Below are 16,725 nucleotides of genomic sequence, written 5' to 3'. Positions count from 1 at the left end.
GTTCGCGCCGTGTGGGTAAAACGCCGACGGCGGCGGCCCTCTCCGACACATGTGCCGCAACCGACACTCCTCCACGACGACGGATTTAGGGTCGCCACCGCCTCCATCTCTGTATATGCGAATCGAGAACAGTTTCATTCCCGTTCGCGGTGTGGGGCCGCAGACGGAGCGAAATCTGTGGTCGTCGGGCGTCACTCACTGGGACGAGTTCGACCCCTCACTCGTCGGCGGGAAGACGGCCGACCGAATCGAGTCGTACGTCGCCGAGGCCGCCGAGCACCTCGACGACGGGAACTCGGGGTTCTTCGACGACTCGTTTCCGTCGGGCGAACGCTGGCGACTCTACGAGAACTTCCGCGACGAGACGTGTTATTTCGACATCGAGACGACGGGGCTCTCGCCCGAGCGCGACCAAGTGACCACGGTCTCGTTCTATCAGGGCGGCGAGACGACGACGCTCGTCAGCGGTGAGGACTTGACTGCTGACGCGCTCCGAGAGCAGTTCGTGGACGCGAAACTCGTCGCGACGTTCAACGGGGCCAGATTCGATATTCCGTTTCTCGAAACCTCGTTCGACGTCGATATCGACGTTCCGCACGTCGACCTCATGTATCCCTGCAAAAAACTCGACTTGACGGGCGGGCTGAAGCAAATCGAGCAGGATGTCGGCATCGACCGGGACCGCCCGGACATCTCCGGCCGCGACGCGGTTCGCCTCTGGCGCGAGTACGAACGCGGCGACGACGACGCCCTCGACACGCTCGTGTCGTACAACCGCGAAGACACCGTGAATCTGGAACGCCTCATGGAGACTGTGACCGGCCGCCTGCACGACCGAGTCTGTGACGGCGTCGACGCTGACTTCGCTTGAATCGACGACGGAACCACCTTCTTTTTCACCCCCGAAAGCGACGCGCCGCACATGGCCGACGACTCCGAGGCCGACGCCGACGCGACGATAGAGGGTGAGATGGACGAACCGACCGACGACGAGGTGGACGATTCGACCGCTGAAGCTGAGCATCTCGAAAACGGCCAGCAGGCCGCCGCAGGGGAGAGACCAGAACACGCACGCGGGGACGAGACTGTCCCGCACGTGGAACTCGAACTGTACGAACTCTCTGTTCGTGTGAGTGGACAGTCCACCGACGGCCTCGACGAGGTAGAGGAATCGGCGACTCGACTCATGGACGTGCTTATCGAACACGCCAGACAACTCGAAGACGAACCCGACACGCGCGGCCTGAGCTAAGATTCATTTCGGCGAATTGGCACTGTTTTTGGTAAACCTAAAAGCTCAAGGGCAGCGGTCGACAACCCCGCGCAATGAGTTCGTACACGTTCGACGACCTCGCGGTCGTAATGGGCACCTACAACGAGGAACAGGCTATCGGGTCTGTCATCGCAGATATCGACCGCATCACCGACGGCCGAGCCGAAGTCGTCTGTGTCGACGGGTCTGACGACCGAACGCCCGAGATTGCTCGAAAGATGGGCGCACGAGTTATCGAACAGGAGCCCCAGGGCTACGGCGTCGCGGTCGAGGAGGCCGTCCTCACGCCCGACCGGCCGGTCGTCGTCACCACCGACTGCGACGACACGTATCCGATGGAGTACCTGCCGAAGTTTCTCGACCTCATCAACGACGGGTACGACGTAGTCTCCGGCGACCGAATCTCGAAGGGGGCCGAGACGATGCCGACGCTCAACCGCTTTGGGAACAAGGCGTTCGCCCGGATAGCGAGTTTCCTCATGGGCGCGACCGTCCACGACACGACCACGGGGATGCGCGCCTACCGGCGCGAACTCCTCCACGACATCGACTGGACGGAGAACACGGGTCTGTCGGCCGAACTGCTCATCCGCCCCGTGATGCGCGGATACGAAATTGCAGAAGTTCCCATCCCGTATCGCGAGCGCGCGGGCGAGACCAAACTCGACCCCTTCGCTGGCGGCGCTGCCATCGCGAAGTCCATCGTGAAAGTCTGCCTCGAAGAGCGCGCACGGTTGTAACCCACCGAACAGAGCGAAACTGCAGTTAACTGCTGAGTCCGAGGCTGTGCTCCGTCGCCACCGGTCGTGCACCACGCCACCAGACCGCATGGAGTTCATGCGTCGGTCGAACGAATCACTGCTATGGACCGACGCCGCTTCCTCGCCGCACTCGGAGGTGTCACTGCGCTTTCCGGCTGTCTGGAGGGTGGCCCACCCACAGCGGACGGAAACACACAGGGGGACACAGACGACGCCGGAGGCTCGACAGCCGGCGGCACGACGACTCCGTCGCGAGCGTCGGCGTTCGACCTCCCGGTTCCGAAAGACGAACTCCGGCGTGGGGCACCGAAAGACGCCATCCCGGCTATCACCGCCCCCGTCTATTCCGACGACTGGACCGGATTCGACGAGGTGAACGTCACTCTCGAAGACTCCTTCGAGGTCGTCGGCGTCGAAATCGACGGTATCGCTCGGGCGTACCCACTCGCCATCCTGAACTGGCACGAAATCGTCAACGACACCTTCGATGGGCGGCCTGTCGTCGTCACCTACTGCCCGCTTTGCGGGAGCGCCGTCACCGCGGACCGACTCGTCCAAGGCGAACCGACCTACTTCGGCGTCTCGGGATTCCTCTGGATGTCCGACCTCGTGATGTACGACGACCGCACGGAGTCGCTGTGGAGTCAAGTGCTCGCTACCGCCATCCGGGGAGAACTGACCGGCGACACGCTCTCGCTTATCCCCTCGACTATCTCGACGTGGGGCGAGTGGAAAGCGTCGCATCCAGAGACGGAGGTACTGGTGCCGCCGCCGGTCTCCGGGACCATCAAAGGACGACAGACCCGCCGGTACGGCGTCAACCCGTACCGAGGCTACCAGCAGTCCGGTGCTATCGGCATCGGATTCAACGAGGAAGTCGACGAGCGACTCCATCCGAAAACCTCCGTCATCGGGGTCACGTCCGGCGGTGTCGCGCGGGCCTACACACTCTCGACTGTCAACGACGAGGGGGTCGTCAACGACGAAGTCGGCGGCCTTCCGGTCGTCGTCGCGTCGTCGAAAGACGGGTCGCTCGTCGCCTACGTGCGACGGGTCGATGGCGAAGTCGTCGAGTTCGAGCGCGACGGCCGGGACCTCGAAGCGGCCGGGTCGCGCTGGGACCTCCTCACCGGGCGCGCGCTCGACGGCCCGCACGAGGGAACCACGCTGACGCGCGCGAACGACCGCTCGCCGATGTTCTGGTTCGCGTGGGCAGATTTCAACCCGGAGACGGAGATTTACGGGCGATAGACTCGAAGGAGTCTCGCCTCCGGGAACCCGGGGACGGCACCCCCTGAGTGGTACTATTTGACAAGAGACTTATCCGCTCACCTGTCACCTCTGTGCTACAGTGTCTCCGAAATTGCGTGGCCTCCTCGTGTTTCTCCTCTTGATTGGAACACTCGGAACCGTCGCCTCCTACGGATGGGCGTACGACTCACACCTCGGCCAGCACACCGTCAGCGTCATGTTCGAACCGGCCGATTCGACGCCGAACTCTGCGGTCGGGACGCCGGACGACCTCCCGCCGAAAGCGGCTGAATCAGTCCGAACCGGCGTCGAAGACGGCTTTGTCACCGTCCACAGAGACGACCGAGACGAGGTAGCCGAAGCTCTCGAATCGCTCCCCGGCTACGTCCGCGTCGATGGCGAGACCTATCGTGTCGTCCAGGTCGCCGACGAGAACATGACGCTTCTCGGCCCGCTCCCGCAACTTACGGCCTTGTTCCTCTCGCTTGGCGTCCTCGGTGTTGGCGTCGCAATACTCCGAAACGGGGCGCTCAAGCCGCTTTCGGCCGCCGCCGCGATGACCATTCCGGGGGTGGCGCTCGCCGTCGATGTCGCTGTCACACTCCTCGATTCGATGCTGACGTTCTCGGGTGGTGCCGACCTTCCGGTGGTTCCGGCCGCGACCGGATTTGCAGTCGTCGGTGTCGCTGCGCGGACGCGTGACTGGCCGCTGGCGGTCGGTGGTACCGTTGTCGTGTTGCTCGCCGCGCAGTTTGCGTCCGTCCTCGGCGGCACCTCGCTCGGTCCGCTCGGGTCGCTCGTTCCCGGCGCCCCGCTGTTTGCACTCGGCTACCTGTTGGGTGGTGGACGCCTGTACGACGTGAACGCGGGTAGGAACTCGTCGACAGTGGCGTCCGAGTAGTTCGGGTCGTTGCGAACGGGGACGTCCAGTTGCGGAGTCGCGGGGGAGTTACGACGACTTCAGAATGTCGCGGACGCGACGCGGTTCCCCGTTGAGGGAAGGCTGCTTTTCGACGATTTTCAGCACCTCGTGGTCGGTCACGTCGGGGTAGGATTTCCCGATAGCCTCCTCGATGAGCGCCTTTTCGAGGCGGAACTCCGTGCCGTCGTAGACAACGTCGACGCCGTCTTCGTCGAAGGAAAGAACCGTCATAGCTGTTCATCGATGCTACGGATATTTAAACGCACGCCGTCGCCTCCGAAATCACAAGCCAGCGTCACGTCAGACGCCCGTCTTGCGGACGGTTTATTATTGCCGAGGTGGTGGTTCGGAGCGTGTCACTGGGCACAGACCCACTCGAGGCGCTCGAAGTCCCCGACGGGACGACGGTCGAGGAACACGACCTCGTAACCGACGGTGACGTGGTCGTCGGCGGCCAGAGCACCGTCGAGTTCGGCGTTCGCGGACGGAACGTCGTAGCCGGCGAGCGCGTCTCGTTCGGCGGCGACATCGAGGCGGAAGGCGACTGCCGTCTCGACCTCATGAGTGACGTGTCCGGAAACGTCCTCGTCGGCAAGGACGCCTACCTCGGCGAACGCGTCCACATCGCCGGTCGGCTCATGGTCTCGGGCGACCTCGACATCGGCGACGACGTAGATATCGAAGAGGGATTCGAGGCAAACGGTTGGATTGTCATCCGCAATCCCGTGCCGACGCTCGTCTTTTACTTCATCATCCTCTCGCAACTGCTCCGACTCGGCGAGGAGGACGCTGCGGGCGAACTCGCGGAGTCACTGAGCGGCGAGTCACCCAAAGACCCGCTTGTCATCCCGCGAAACGCGACTGTCTCGGACGACGCGTGGCGGGTCTCGACGCCCGCGTTCATCGGGTCGGACTGCCGAATCCACGGGAACATCCGCGCCCGCGAAATCGAGTTCGAGTCCGACAACAACGTCTTCGGCAGCCTTCGCGCCCGCGACGACATCGTCGTCGGCTCGGGGACTCGAATCCACGGCGACGTGACGACGCGAAACGGAGAAGTCCGCATCGAAGAAGGCGCGCGCGTCCTCGGCGACGTCTCCTGCCGCGACCTCGTTCTCGAAGAGGGTGCCCTCGTCGACGGGACGATGCGCGCTCGCGGCGAGATGCGCATCCATCGAGATAATCTCTCGCGCGACGCCGAGTAGGAAGCCGAATCACTCGCCCACCGCTTTCTCCCGTCGCTGCGAGAAAAGCACAAATCAGCCTTTGTGTCAACCCAATCATTAACCCTCGACGTGGTGAGTGTCAGCTATGGACAGAAGACTGAAACTTCTCTCTGTCGCCCTCCTCGTGGTCCTCGCCGGGTGTACCGGCGCGGGTAGTGGCGGTGGTGGCGGCGACGCTGCGACCGGTGAGAGCATGACGCTCGACGCGGGCAGTGGCGCGGCCGAAGAGGCACAGGCGTCCGACGGAGAGGACCTCGCCCAAATTCAGAACCGGCAAATCATCAAGACTGGCCGCGTTCGGTTGAGCGTCGACGAATTCAACTCCTCGCGCGACGCTGTCGAATCGACTGCCGAATCCCACGGCGGGTTCGTCAGCGACTCGAACGAGCGAGTCAACCGTCGCGGTGGGTCGACCTATCGGTCCGGCGAACTCGTCGTTCGCGTCCCCTCGGAGAACTTCTCGGCGTTCATCTCCGAGACGAAGACGCTCGGACAGGTCGAACACGTCGAGACTAACTCGCAAGACGTGACCGACCAGTTGGTCGACATCGAAGCCCGACTGGAGAACCTCCGCGCACAGCGCGACAGACTCCGCGACCTCTACGAATCGGCTAACACGACCGAAGACGTGCTCGCGGTCGAAGAGCGACTCACCGACGTGCAGACGGAAATCGAGCGTCTCGAAGCCAAGCAGGCCTCGCTTGAAAACCGGGTTGCGCTCTCGACGGTTCGCGTCTCCCTGTCTGAAGAACCCCCGAGTCCCGCCCAGTGGTACGACGTGCCCGTCTTGCAGGCGTTCTTCGACTCCGTCAGCGGAGTCTTCGTCGCCCTCAGAGCCATGGTCGTCGCGCTCGCGTACGCACTGCCGTACATCGTCGTCTTCGGCGGTCTGGTGACGCTCCTCGGCGGTGGCGTCGTCGTCGTGGGTCGCGCCGCACTCAACCGACTGTCGTAGCGTCCACCCGACTGTCGTCACGTCCCACGTTTGCGGGCGATTTTTCGGCCGCCTTCCGCCCGCCGTCCGGCTAGTCCTTTTCAGCATCGCCACCATTCGTACAGTCATGCTCTCTCTTGCACTCGCCGGCAAGCCGAACGCCGGGAAGTCGACTTTCTACACTGCGGCGACGCTCGCGGATGTCGACGTGGCGAATTACCCGTTTACCACCATCGACGCGAATCGCGGCGTGACGCACGCCCGAACCGAGTGTCCCTGTCTCGAACTCGACGAGCGATGCGGGAACTGCGAGGACGGGATTCGGTACGTTCCGGTCGAACTCGTGGACGTGGCGGGTCTCGTCCCCGGTGCGCACGAGGGTCGCGGCCTCGGTAACCAGTTCCTCGACCAGTTGACGAACGCCGACGCAATCATCAACATCGTAGACGCCTCCGGGGGAACGAACGAGGAGGGCGAACCCGTGGAAGTCGGCACCTACGACCCAGTCGAGGAGGTCGATTTCATCGAAGCGGAACTCGAACAGTGGCTCGCGGGCATCGTCCACGACAACTGGGAGACGGTGGTTCGAAAGTCACGCTCGCCGGATTTCGACCTCGACGACGCGCTCACGGACCTGCTGACGGGCGTCGGTGCCAGCGAGCACGACATTGCAGCAGTGCTTCGGGATGTCGAATACCCGCCGAACCCCCGTGAGTGGAGCGACGACGACCGACTGCGGCTTGCCACCGCGATTCGCCAGCGAACCAAGCCCATCATCCTCGTCGCCAACAAGATGGACATCGCGCCGACGGAGAACCTCGAACGACTCGCGGAGACCGGCAAGCCCGTCATCCCCGCGACTGCCGACGGCGAACTCGCCCTTCGCCGAGCCACGGAAGCCGGTCTCGTCACGTACCATCCCGGCAACGAGGACTTCGACCTCGTCGGCGACGTGAACAGCACCCAGCGCAATGGTCTCGAACAGATTCGAGAACTGATGACGACCTACGGTGGAACCGGGATGCAGGAGGCGATAAACACGGCCGTCTACGACCTCTTGGACCACATCACCGTCTACCCGGTCCAAAACGAGTCGAAGTGGACCGACGGCACGGGGAACGTGCTGCCCGATGCCTTCCTCCTTCCCGAGGGGTCGACGCCGCGTGACCTCGCGTACGCCGTCCACTCCGACATCGGCGAGGGCTATCTCCACGCCGTCGATGCGAAGTCGAAACGCCGCATCGCCGAAGACCACGAACTCAGCGAAGGCGACGTTATCAAAATCGTCTCGACGGCGAATTAGTTGGGTTCTGGCTGATAATTTTTGGTTCTGTGTTGTCTTCTATGGGACAGAACCCCGTCGCGTCTGCCACAAATAAATCATATTTTGCTATACAAAATGGTGGTGCTGAAGACCGGTACGTCAGAAATAATCGCTTGGACTGTGCTGCCTCCCAGCCTTACTACTCCGAGGCGTTGATAGCGGTTCGCAACCCCGGCGACGTGAACAATCCACTCATCGTTTCCAGTACTGTCCAGAATCGGCTGCTGAATTGTCAATGAATATTTATATTCGGCACCGTTTACAAGAAGTACCTCATGCCTTGGTCACGGCGACACATTCTCGGATTTGGTGGGCTATCTGTCCTCTCTGGATTCGCTGGCTGCACGTCAGTCCCGTTCATCGGGACAATCGGGCTTGTCCTCCGCAACTATACAGAGAACGCCTACGACGCCCGAATTGAAATTCGAGTCGCTGATCGAGTCGCGTTCGAACAGACGTACCGACTCCCAACTGCGAGCGAGGCGAAACCATACGTGGTCACAGAGGCCGACGCTGTCTCCAACATTCCGAAGGGGAGGACGTACACCGTCTCCCTGTTCCTCGATGGGACGGAGGTTGACACCCTCGAAGCGACGATGGACTGTACCAAGAGAGACTCACACTCGGTAGAAGAAGAAGTTAGCATCGACATCGGATTCCCCGGGGAGAAGACTGTGGATATGGCCGACTCCCAGTGCTAACACCGAATGTCCGTCTGATTTGACGACTCGTGGCGACGATGAGAGAGATAAGCCACGCAGCAAAATCATCCTCCGAGGTCGTGTACTGGCCCAGAGAAATCTGAATGCTCACTATCACGACGCACATATGTGAGCGCCCCCGAGAGTTCGCGCAATGAGCGACGACGGTGGCGACGGCGCGAAACAACTCCAAGACGCGCTCGACAAGGTTGATTTCGACGAATTGACTGACTCACTCGCAGAAGGAATCCACCGGGCCATCGAGATGGACGAAGACGTTGAATCCGGTCCCAAGGGACCAGCCAACGAGACCGAGTACGTCCTCCATCAAGACCGTCTGCCGTCCGACCGATACCACGAACTGGCCCGAACCGTCACCAAAGAAGTCCTGAGTGTGAGTCCCCGAACGGTGGCCGAAGTCGAAGTCGGTGGCATCGCGGACTTTCTCCGGAATCGGGACGAAGCGGCCGTCGAAACGCTCCTCGAAAACGGTGCCTCGCTCGTCGAGTCCGCGACTAACGACGGGACTATCGAAGGGCGGTGTAGTGCGAATTCGGGCGTCGTCGAGGCGGTACTCACATTCTACATGCCGGGCTTCTGGCAGGCGTGGTTCCTCGACGCAGACGGGAAGGCGATTGCGGCGCGGTACGACGATAGGATACAGCACTACTGGCTCCCGGAACCAGGGTATGCCGAGTTAGGCGAGCGCCTCGACTCGGACCTGTTTTCGGCGGTCGTACCGAAAGACACGTAATCTCTTCACCGCCGCTTTCCCCGCTCTCCACTCTCTCCCTCTGTGCTAGTCATTCACAGTGTCCGATGCACTAACTCTCGGTATGGAACGCCTCGTTCGACTTCGGGGGTGGTGGAGCGGATGAGCGAGACGATTCGCCTCGGCTTCACGGGTGACGTGATGCTCGGTCGCCTCGTCAACGAGCGACAGCAACACCGCCCACCGCACGCGGTCTGGGGGTCGATACGGGAGTCACTGCAATCGCTCGACGGTCTGTTCGTCAACCTCGAATGTTGTCTCTCCACGCGGGGCGAGCAGTGGCAACGCACCTATCGCCCGTTTCACTTCCGCGCCGACCCCGACTGGGCGATTCCGGCGCTACAGGACGTGGGTGTGACGTGGGTTACGCTGGCCAACAACCACGTGCTGGACTACGAGGAAGTCGCACTCGAAGACACCTTCGACGCGTTGGAGGATGGGGAAATTCCGTACGCCGGAGCGGGACGAACTGAAGCGGATGCGTGGGAACCCTCGCACGTTCAGGTCGCCGGACTCGACGTGGCACTCGTCGCCTTCACCGACAACACGCCCGAGTACGCGGCCGACGGCGAGAGCCCGGGGACGGCGCACGTGCCAATCGACCCGGAGGACGACGCGGTTCTGGAGCGCGTCGAGGCCGCACTCGGTTCTGCACGCACGCACGACCCAGACGTGCTCGTCGCCTCGCTTCACTGGGGGCCGAACAAGCGAGAACACCCGCCGCAATCGTTTCAGGACTTCGCGCACTGGCTGGTCGAACGCGGTGTCGATATCCTCCACGGCCACAGCGCCCACGTGTTTCAGGGCGTCGAGGTGTACGACGACTCGGTGATTCTCTACGACACTGGGGACTTCGTGGACGACTACGCCGTCGACGAGACGCTGCGAAACGACCGAAGTTTCCTGTTCGAGGTTCGCGTGTCGAGCGAGGGTGACGTCCACGACTTGCGCCTCCATCCGACCGAAATCGGGGAGCTTGCGGTCCACCGCGCGTCATCGTCCGTCGCACAATGGTGCCGGAAACGACTCCGAGAGCGTTCTTCCTCGTTCGGAACGACGTTCGAGCGAGTCGACGACGGACTCCGTGTCGAGATTCGGGAGTGACCACCCCGGCGACAATTATGCCCGTGGCGAGCGTATGGCTCGTATGGCCACCGAATCGCGGACTGTTCCGACACGGGGACTGACGTTCGACGAGTCACGCCTGCTGTTGGGGTTGGGGTTGTCGATTGCCCTCGTCGCAGGGGTTGTGTTCCGCGTCGTCGGGCATTTCGTGTTAGACCCGTCGAACCCGGCTGTCGTCGCCGCCGTCTTCGTCGTGACGGTGCCGGCGATGTGGGTGCTTGCGGCCGGTATCTTCCGTTGGCGCGGTCATACTGGCGGTGCTCGGCGGGAGGCGGCAGCAGTGCTCGTCGTCCCCGGAATGCTCGTCGACGCCGCTTCGACGGCGCTGTTTCAAGTCGTCTACCCGAACATGGTGGTGAGCGCGGCCGGTCTCTTCGGTGGTCTCCTGTTGTTGGCGTACGCGACAATTCTCGTCGCGGGGTTCGTCGAACTCCCGCTCGGGAATCGGGAGACTGAGGAGGCGGCCGAGCCGTGACATATCGGTTTTGTACTTCCACTCACAGGAGAACGTATGGACTACCGTCTCGACGAGATTGACCGCCTAATCTTGCACGCGTTGATGAGTGACGCGCGCGGAACGTCCGCGCCGATGATTGCAGACGAGGTGAGCGTCTCGCCGGGAACGATTCGGAACCGCATCCACCAACTCGAAGACCACGGTATTATCACCGGCTACCACGCTCACGTCGATTTCGAACAGACGGGCCACCGATTTACGAACCTCTTTGTCTGTACTGCACCGGTCCCCGAACGCGAGCGTCTCTCGAAACTCGTCCGGGAGATTCCGGGCGTCGTCAACGTCCGCGAACTGCTTTCGGGGCGCGGCAACCTCCACGTCCTCACGGTCGGCGAAGACATGAACGACGTGACTCGCATCGGGCGCGAACTGTCGAACCTCGGACTCGACATCGAAGACGAGAACCTCGTCCGCCGGGAGTCGTTCGAACCGTACAGTCCGTTCAGTCCGAACGACCGACCCGGATTCGGTGCGCTCGCCGACGTGGTGAGTCTCGCCGGTGGGTCGGAGATGGTCGAACTCGTCGTCTCGACCGACGCGCCACTCGTTGGGAAGACGCTCGGCGAAATCGGCGACGACGACCTCCTCGCCGACGACGTTCTCGTCGTCTCTATCGAACGCGACGACGATATTCACACACCACGCGGAGGGACGACCATCGAACCCGACGACGTGGTCACGCTGCTCTCGCGTGGCGGCGTCAGCGAGGAGACGATTCGGCTCTTTGCGTCGCCGGAGACTGATGACTCCGACGTAACCGTGGCGTCCGACGAGAACGACGAGGAGTAAGGCAGGGGTTCTCGCGGCCGATATTTGAGCACAGCCACGCCTGTCTCGGGGAGTCTGGCTGCGAAAGAAGAGGTGTTCGTCTTCGCCGCGTTAGTCCGACGACGAACCGAACGTCGTCGGGACGCTCACGTCTGCGTGCTCGGAGAGGTAGTACGCGACACCGAAGAGCGCGACTACGCCGACCGGCAGGAGCATGAGCGGGCTCACGCCGTATCCACTCGCGAGGAACAGGCCAGTCGCGACCACACCGCAGAGAAGCGCGTACGGAATCTGCGTGTTCACGTGGTCGACGTGGTCTGCACCGGCGAACATCGACGACATGACGGTCGTGTCGCTGATGGGCGAACAGTGGTCACCGAAGAGCGACCCGGTGAGGATTGCGCCGGTTGCGCCCGCAAGCGGTGCGCCGAGTTGGACAGCCAGCGGCACTGCGACAGGGAACATGATTGCCATCGTCCCCCACGACGTCCCGATAGAGAACGAGATAATCGCCGCCGTGACGAACACGACTGCCGGCAGTAGTGGTGCGGTGATGATGCCCTGCGAAACACCGATGACGAATTCTCCAACCTTGAGTGATTGGCTGACGGAGCCGATGGTCCACGCCAGCGAGAGGACGGCGACGGGGAACATGACCATCTTGAATCCCTCGAAGATGGAGTCACTGATGGCGTCGAGTTGGACGCGGGCGTGACCCACGAGGATTGCGAGGAGTAGCGCACACGCCGAGAACACGCCCCAGAGAATCGCGTCTGCGGTGGCGGCTCCCTTCAGTGCCTCGACGGGGGCCTTCGACGGCCAGCCGCCGGAGTACAGGAGACCGAAACCGGTGACGGCGACGAGTGCGACGATGGGCACGGCGAAGTACCACCAGCGGGCGTCGACGTGGTCGGGCGTGACGATGTCTTCTTCGCGCGTCTCGATGAGGGGGTCCGCGCCGTCCTTGAGGACCTTCCCTTCAGTCCGTGCGCGTTCTTCTGCTTCCTTCATCGGACCGAAGTCCCACTCCATCACGATGAGGATGAAGACGAGCGCAATCGCCAACAGGCTGTAGAAGCGGAACGGGATGCTTTCGAGGAACACCACGAACGCGCTCTTGTCCACGCTGGCGATTTGGTTGAGTTGGTCTCGAATCAGGCCGACTTCGAAGCCGACCCACGTGGAGACGACTGCGACACTCACGACCGGCGAGGTCGTCGAGTCGAGCAGGTACGAGAGTTTCTCACGGCTGATGTCGAACTTGTCCGTGATGGGGCGCATGACCGACCCCGTAATCATCGTACTCGCGTAGGAGTCGACGAAGATGAGCATCCCGAGGATGCCCGTTCCGATTTCGGCCTGTTTTCGGGTCTTGATGCGGGCGATGATGCGCTGTGCCAGCGCGTTCATCCCACCCGAGAGGAAAATCATCCCGAGCATCGCACCCGAGAGGAACGTAAACAGGAGGAGTTTGCTGTTGAACGATCCAGTCACGCTGTTGATTACCAGTTGGAGCGAGTGCGCCGCCCCTGCGATGGGGTTCCATCCCATCAGGATGGTCGCACCGATCCAGATGCCGGTAAACAGTGACAAGAGTACCTGTCTGCTGACCAGCGTCAGAATGATGGCGAAGAGCGCTGGGAACAGACTGATAATCCCGTACGATTCTGCTGCCATGACAAGAGTTATCTCACCATCTCCCCATGTTAAAGGTTTCCAATTTAGGCTAAAATAATAATACAAATTAAATGATGAGGTATACCTAAAAGTCGCAGTATAATCGAAAGATAGCGGCGGGATTATCTGGTTATATCACGGAATCGTATGCTTGGCGCATGATAGCAATTGCCTCTTTCAGCGAGTCGGTGTCAGTCGCGTACGAGAGGCGGGCGTAGCCCTCGCCGTGTTCGCCGAACGCCTCTCCCGGGACGATGATGACGCCGCGGTCGAGACACTCGTCGACGAAGCCCTCCGGAACTTCGGGCATGGCGTAGAACGCGCCCTTTGGCGAGGGGACACGAAGGCCGATGTCTTCGAGCCCGTCGACGACGATGTCACGGCGCTCGCGGAACGTTTCGGTCATCTCGTCGATGCGGTCCTGTGGACCGGTGAGCGCTGCCTCGGCGGCGAACTGCGCGGGAGCAGAGGCGCACGCTTGCACGTACTGGTGGACGCGAACCATGCGCTCGACGCGACGCGACGAGCCGTAGACCCAGCCGAGTCGCCAGCCGGTCATCGAGAAGAGCTTCGACGCGGAGTTGACGACGACGACGTTGTCAGTCTCCGCGAACTCGATGGGCGAGCGGTGTTCGCCTTCGAAGACGGTGTACTCGTACACTTCGTCGGAGATACAGAGCACGTCGTGTTCGTCGGCGATGCGGGCGAATTCCTCCATGTCCTCCGGCGGCGAGACTGCGCCCGTCGGGTTGCCGGGGCTGTTCACGATGAACGCTGCCGTGTCCTCGGTGATGGCCTCCTCGACTGCGGCGGGGTCCAGCGTCAGGTCGTCGCGGAGCGGGACGGGAACCGGCTCGCCGCCCGCGAGCTTCGTCAGCGCGTCGTAGGAGACGAATCCCGGGTCGGGGATGATGACCTCGTCACCCTCGTTCACGTGGGCTTCGATGGCGAGATGGAGCGCTTCGCTCCCGCCCGCGGTGGCGATGACGTCGTCGGGGTCGAGGTCGACGCCCTGGTCGCGGCGGTGCTTCTCCGCAATCGCCTCTCGAAGGCTGAGAAGCCCCTTGTTCTCGGTGTAGCCGTCGGCTTCGCCGGATTCGATTGCCTCGATTGCCGCCTGCCGCGCGTGGGCCGGCGCGGGGAAGTCTGGCTGGCCGAGACCGAGGTTGATAGCGTCTTCACTCGCTGCTTCGAACACCTTACGAATCCCGCTGATGGAGATGCGCTCGACTCGGTCGGAGAAGTGCGTCATATTCTATCCGGCGTTGGCATCCGGGATAGTTCTTCCCACGCATGGCCGGACACGACTGCCCAACTCTGCCGTGTGTTCTCATCCCACACTCGTTAGCGCCGAGCGCTCGTTGGTGTTAGGTACGAACCGGTCTCAGGCACGCTCTGGCAACTCGCGCTACTCGCGCGCTTCGCGCAGTGCTTCGACGTGCGAGTCGATGACCGACAGCGTCGCGTCGGCGTCGACGTAGCCTTTGTCGTACTCGCTCATCGCGCTGTTGTAGTCGCTGAGGAACTGCGCCACGGCGTCTTCGAGGTCGTCGCTCATACCGAGTCGTTGTTCGGCCATGTGATTTGAACCTTCGGACGGCCGACCGTCTGCCGGTGCGAGGGCGTCGTCGCAGGCCCGCTCGGACCGTCGATTTATCACCACGCCTCGCCAACCCGCCGGTAGTGACGACACTGCGTTTCGAAGACGGGACCGTCCACGTCGCCGCCGACGAGTCGCTCCCCGCCGACATCGACCTCCCGGGCGCTGCGTCCGACCCTCGGAGTGGCGGCTTTCGAGCGCCTGCGATGCGATATGCCGAGATTCGAGACGCACTCGACGAGGCTGGCGTCGAGTACGACGACCGTATCGCTGACGACGCTCCTTCGCTCTCGCTCTCGACAACTTACGACCTCCGCGAGTACCAGCAGGCCGCGTTGGATGCGTGGCTCGACGCCAACAGCCGCGGCGTCGTCGAACTCCCAACCGGTGCGGGGAAGACGGTCCTCGCGGTCGCCGCGATGGCCCACCACTCGGTTCCGACGCTCGTCGTCGTTCCGACCATCGACCTGCAGGACCAGTGGATACGCGAGTTAGAGACCGAATTCGACGTGCCGGTCGGCCGCTTCGGCGGTGGCGAGCAACGACAGGAGGCGATTACGGTCTCGACGTACGACTCGGCGTTTCTCCGCGCCGACGACGTTGGCGGCGACTTCGGCCTCGTCGTCTTCGACGAAGTCCACCATCTCGGTGGCGAGGGATACCGCGACATCCCGCGGTTTCTCACCGCACCCGCCCGTCTCGGCTTGACGGCGACGTTCGAGCGCCCGGACGGCGCGCACGAACACGTCGAATCGCTCGTCGGGCCGCGCGTGTACCACCTCGACGTGGACGACTTGGCGGGGGACCACCTCGCCGACTACGAGATTCGGCGTGTCGAAGTCGAACTCACGGCCGACGAGCGCGACGCCTACGAGGTGGCACAGGAGACGTTCGTGAACTACCTTCGGACCTCGGGGTTATCGATGAACTCGGGCAGCGACTACCAAAAGCTCGTGATGCGCTCCGGGAACGACCCTCGGGCGAGAGAGGCCCTACTGGCCAAGCAGCGCGCCCGCGACGTAATGATGAACTCCGACGCGAAGGTGGACAAACTCGGTCGCCTCCTCGACCGCCACCGCGACGACCGCGTCATCATCTTCACCGCATCGACCGACCTCGTCTACACCATCGCCCAGCGGTTTCTCGTGCCGCCAATCACGAGCGAGACGGGGACCAAAGAGCGCCGCGAGATTCTGTCGCGATTCCGTGACGGGACCTACGACACCGTGGTCGCGGCGAACGTCCTCGACGAGGGCGTAGACGTTCCCGACGCGAACGTGGCGATTCTCCTCTCGGGGTCGGGGTCGGAACGCGAGTTCACCCAGCGATTGGGTCGCGTCCTCCGCCCGAAGACCGACCGCTCGAACGCGATTCTCTACGAACTCGTGAGCGTCGAGACGGCGGAAGAACGGGTTGCGGACCGGCGGCGGTAGAACCCCGCGTTTTCAGGCGAGCGTCACGTCTAAGTTGCCGCCCTTGACGAACGCGTCGAACGTAATATCGAACTCGACCGTGAATGGAACCGTCTCGCCGGAGGGAACCGTTACGCCGACGGTTCGAGTCGATTCCGTTTCGCCGGCCTCGACGCGCGCTTCGACAGTGACGACACGTTCAGTTTCGGAGTCGTTGACGACTTCGCCGACCACGCGGAGACGGCCATCGTCGGTCTCTTCGGCGTCGAACGTGGCGATTCTGACGGGGGGTGTCTCCGGCGTGTAGCGCTGCTCGCCAGCGGGTGCAGGTGGCGGGGTTCGCGGGCCAGTCGCGTCGGGGAGTGAGCCGAGACACCCCGACGACAGGCCGACGGCGAGCAGTCCGAGGAGACGGCGGCGCTCCATATCTTCGCCTCCGTCGCCGGTGGCATGAACTTTGCC

Annotated in this window: 19 protein-coding genes; 14 read left to right on the top strand and 5 right to left on the bottom strand. The window is 62.7% G+C overall.

Annotation, left to right across the window (positions count from 1 at the left end; translation table 11 throughout):
* The first annotated feature begins 115 nt into the window (after positions 1-115).
* From KU306_RS13215 to KU306_RS13195, 5 genes are all read left to right on the top strand, one after another.
* Entirely contained in the window at positions 116-871 is a 756-nt protein-coding gene (locus KU306_RS13215) for a ribonuclease H-like domain-containing protein (RefSeq protein WP_258302214.1), read from the top strand.
* 51 nt (positions 872-922) lie between these two features.
* Positions 923-1,252 carry a DUF8002 family protein gene (locus tag KU306_RS13210; RefSeq protein WP_007540401.1) on the top strand — a complete coding sequence of 110 codons (330 nt, stop codon included), beginning with the start codon at positions 923-925 and terminating at the stop codon, positions 1,250-1,252.
* Between the two features lie 74 nt (positions 1,253-1,326).
* A complete protein-coding gene (locus KU306_RS13205; protein WP_258302213.1) occupies positions 1,327-2,013 on the top strand; it encodes a dolichyl-phosphate hexose transferase in 687 nt (228 codons plus the stop codon).
* Positions 2,014-2,136: 123 nt separating this feature from the next.
* Positions 2,137-3,285, top strand: coding sequence for a DUF3179 domain-containing protein (locus KU306_RS13200; protein WP_007540397.1), 1,149 nt, complete (start codon positions 2,137-2,139; stop codon positions 3,283-3,285).
* A 100-nt stretch (positions 3,286-3,385) separates the two neighbouring features.
* Positions 3,386-4,186: a hypothetical protein gene (locus tag KU306_RS13195; RefSeq protein ID WP_007540395.1), complete on the top strand. Its 801-nt coding sequence runs from the start codon at positions 3,386-3,388 to the stop codon at positions 4,184-4,186.
* Positions 4,187-4,234: 48 nt separating this feature from the next.
* Here KU306_RS13195 and KU306_RS13190 read toward each other — a convergent pair whose 3' ends face one another.
* Positions 4,235-4,438: a DUF5800 family protein gene (locus KU306_RS13190; protein WP_007540393.1), complete on the bottom strand. Its 204-nt coding sequence runs from the start codon at positions 4,436-4,438 to the stop codon at positions 4,235-4,237.
* A 122-nt stretch (positions 4,439-4,560) separates the two neighbouring features.
* Here KU306_RS13190 and KU306_RS13185 point away from each other — a divergent pair, with 122 nt between their 5' ends.
* The 8 genes from KU306_RS13185 to KU306_RS13150 all read left to right on the top strand — a co-directional run bounded on the left by KU306_RS13185 (position 4,561) and on the right by KU306_RS13150 (position 11,595).
* Entirely contained in the window at positions 4,561-5,412 is an 852-nt protein-coding gene (locus KU306_RS13185; RefSeq protein WP_007540390.1) for a polymer-forming cytoskeletal protein, read from the top strand.
* A gap of 106 nt (positions 5,413-5,518) precedes the next feature.
* Entirely contained in the window at positions 5,519-6,388 is an 870-nt protein-coding gene (locus KU306_RS13180; protein ID WP_258302212.1) for a DUF4349 domain-containing protein, read from the top strand.
* 106 nt (positions 6,389-6,494) lie between these two features.
* Positions 6,495-7,670 carry a redox-regulated ATPase YchF gene (locus KU306_RS13175; protein ID WP_007540387.1) on the top strand — a complete coding sequence of 392 codons (1,176 nt, stop codon included), beginning with the start codon at positions 6,495-6,497 and terminating at the stop codon, positions 7,668-7,670.
* Between the two features lie 296 nt (positions 7,671-7,966).
* Positions 7,967-8,392: a hypothetical protein gene (locus tag KU306_RS13170; RefSeq protein WP_007540385.1), complete on the top strand. Its 426-nt coding sequence runs from the start codon at positions 7,967-7,969 to the stop codon at positions 8,390-8,392.
* A 154-nt stretch (positions 8,393-8,546) separates the two neighbouring features.
* On the top strand, positions 8,547-9,146 hold the full coding sequence (locus KU306_RS13165) for a hypothetical protein (protein WP_258302211.1): 600 nt from the start codon (positions 8,547-8,549) through the stop codon (positions 9,144-9,146).
* A gap of 120 nt (positions 9,147-9,266) precedes the next feature.
* Positions 9,267-10,268 carry a CapA family protein gene (locus tag KU306_RS13160; RefSeq protein WP_258302210.1) on the top strand — a complete coding sequence of 334 codons (1,002 nt, stop codon included), beginning with the start codon at positions 9,267-9,269 and terminating at the stop codon, positions 10,266-10,268.
* A 43-nt stretch (positions 10,269-10,311) separates the two neighbouring features.
* Positions 10,312-10,764 carry a DUF5367 domain-containing protein gene (locus KU306_RS13155; RefSeq protein ID WP_258302209.1) on the top strand — a complete coding sequence of 151 codons (453 nt, stop codon included), beginning with the start codon at positions 10,312-10,314 and terminating at the stop codon, positions 10,762-10,764.
* 36 nt (positions 10,765-10,800) lie between these two features.
* Entirely contained in the window at positions 10,801-11,595 is a 795-nt protein-coding gene (locus KU306_RS13150) for a TrkA C-terminal domain-containing protein (protein WP_258302208.1), read from the top strand.
* 90 nt (positions 11,596-11,685) lie between these two features.
* Here the strand turns inward: KU306_RS13150 and KU306_RS13145 are convergent, their stop codons facing one another.
* The 3 genes from KU306_RS13145 to KU306_RS13135 form a co-directional block, all read right to left on the bottom strand.
* Positions 11,686-13,251, bottom strand: a complete 1,566-nt coding sequence (locus KU306_RS13145; RefSeq protein ID WP_258302207.1) for a Na+/H+ antiporter NhaC family protein — start codon at positions 13,249-13,251, stop codon at positions 11,686-11,688.
* Between the two features lie 130 nt (positions 13,252-13,381).
* Positions 13,382-14,503, bottom strand: a complete 1,122-nt coding sequence (locus KU306_RS13140; protein ID WP_258302206.1) for a pyridoxal phosphate-dependent aminotransferase — start codon at positions 14,501-14,503, stop codon at positions 13,382-13,384.
* Between the two features lie 156 nt (positions 14,504-14,659).
* The gene (locus KU306_RS13135; protein WP_258302205.1) at positions 14,660-14,809 is read right to left on the bottom strand and encodes a hypothetical protein; all 150 of its coding nucleotides are present in this window, start codon (positions 14,807-14,809) and stop codon (positions 14,660-14,662) included.
* A 125-nt stretch (positions 14,810-14,934) separates the two neighbouring features.
* Between KU306_RS13135 and KU306_RS13130 the strand changes: the two genes are divergently transcribed.
* On the top strand, positions 14,935-16,284 hold the full coding sequence (locus tag KU306_RS13130) for a DEAD/DEAH box helicase family protein (RefSeq protein WP_258302204.1): 1,350 nt from the start codon (positions 14,935-14,937) through the stop codon (positions 16,282-16,284).
* 12 nt (positions 16,285-16,296) lie between these two features.
* Here the strand turns inward: KU306_RS13130 and KU306_RS13125 are convergent, their stop codons facing one another.
* Complete coding sequence (locus KU306_RS13125; RefSeq protein ID WP_258302203.1) at positions 16,297-16,689, bottom strand: transcriptional initiation protein Tat; 393 nt, start codon at positions 16,687-16,689, stop codon at positions 16,297-16,299.
* Positions 16,690-16,725 lie beyond the last annotated feature (36 nt).

Source organism: Haloferax larsenii, assembly GCF_024730625.1.
Taxonomy (GTDB): Archaea; Halobacteriota; Halobacteria; order Halobacteriales; family Haloferacaceae; genus Haloferax; species Haloferax larsenii.
Note: the sequence above shows the minus strand (reverse complement) of the source record. Positions and strands in the feature narration are given on the sequence as shown.